The organism is Acinetobacter sp. RF15B (assembly GCF_007558235.1).
In the GTDB taxonomy this organism is placed as follows: Bacteria; Pseudomonadota; Gammaproteobacteria; order Pseudomonadales; family Moraxellaceae; genus Acinetobacter; species Acinetobacter lwoffii_C.
Genome location: NZ_VLSR01000053.1, coordinates 1 through 966, shown reverse-complemented (window position 1 = coordinate 966; position 966 = coordinate 1). Strand labels below are relative to the sequence as shown.

General features: G+C 46.6%; 1 protein-coding gene. It reads left to right on the top strand.

Annotated elements, in window-relative coordinates; all coding sequences use genetic code 11:
• Position 1 precedes the first annotated feature (1 nt).
• Positions 2-966, top strand: a 965-nt coding sequence (gene tuf / locus E2K74_RS14445; RefSeq protein WP_151208233.1) for an elongation factor Tu, incomplete at its 3' end; no start/stop codon positions are given.

The following is a 966-nucleotide window of genomic DNA, read 5'->3' as shown; positions in this document are numbered from 1 at the left end:
CATGGCTAAGGCTAAGTTTGAACGTAATAAGCCACACGTTAACGTGGGCACAATCGGTCACGTTGACCATGGTAAAACAACTTTAACAGCTGCGATTGCAACTGTATGTGCGAAGAAATTCGGTGGTGAAGCTCGTGACTACGCTGCAATTGACTCTGCACCAGAAGAAAAAGCACGTGGTATTACCATTAATACTTCACACGTAGAATACGATTCTCCAACTCGTCACTACGCTCACGTCGACTGCCCAGGTCACGCCGACTATGTTAAAAACATGATTACTGGTGCGGCTCAGATGGATGGCGCGATTCTGGTATGTTCAGCGACTGATGGCCCTATGCCACAAACTCGTGAACACATCCTGCTTTCTCGTCAGGTTGGTGTTCCATACATCATCGTATTCCTGAACAAATGTGACATCGTTGATGACGAAGAGCTGATCGAACTGGTAGAAATGGAAGTTCGTGAACTTCTTTCTACATACGACTTCCCGGGTGACGACACTCCAGTAATCCGTGGTTCTGCTCTTGCTGCACTGAACGGCGAATCTGGCCAGTATGGCGAAGATGCTGTAGTTGCACTTGTTGAAGCGCTTGACACTTACATCCCAGAGCCAGTACGTGCAATCGATCAAGCATTCTTGATGCCAATTGAAGACGTATTCTCTATTTCTGGTCGTGGTACAGTAGTAACTGGTCGTGTTGAGACTGGTGTTGTACGCGTTGGTGAAGAAGTTGAAATCGTAGGTATCAAAGACACCGTTAAAACAACTGTAACTGGTGTTGAGATGTTCCGTAAGCTTCTAGACGAAGGTCGTGCGGGCGAGAACTGTGGTGTTCTTCTTCGTGGTACTAAGCGTGAAGACGTACAACGTGGTCAAGTATTGGCTAAACCAGGTTCAATCAAGCCACACACTAAATTCGATGCGGAAGTATACGTACTTTCTAAAGAAGAAGGTGGTCGTCA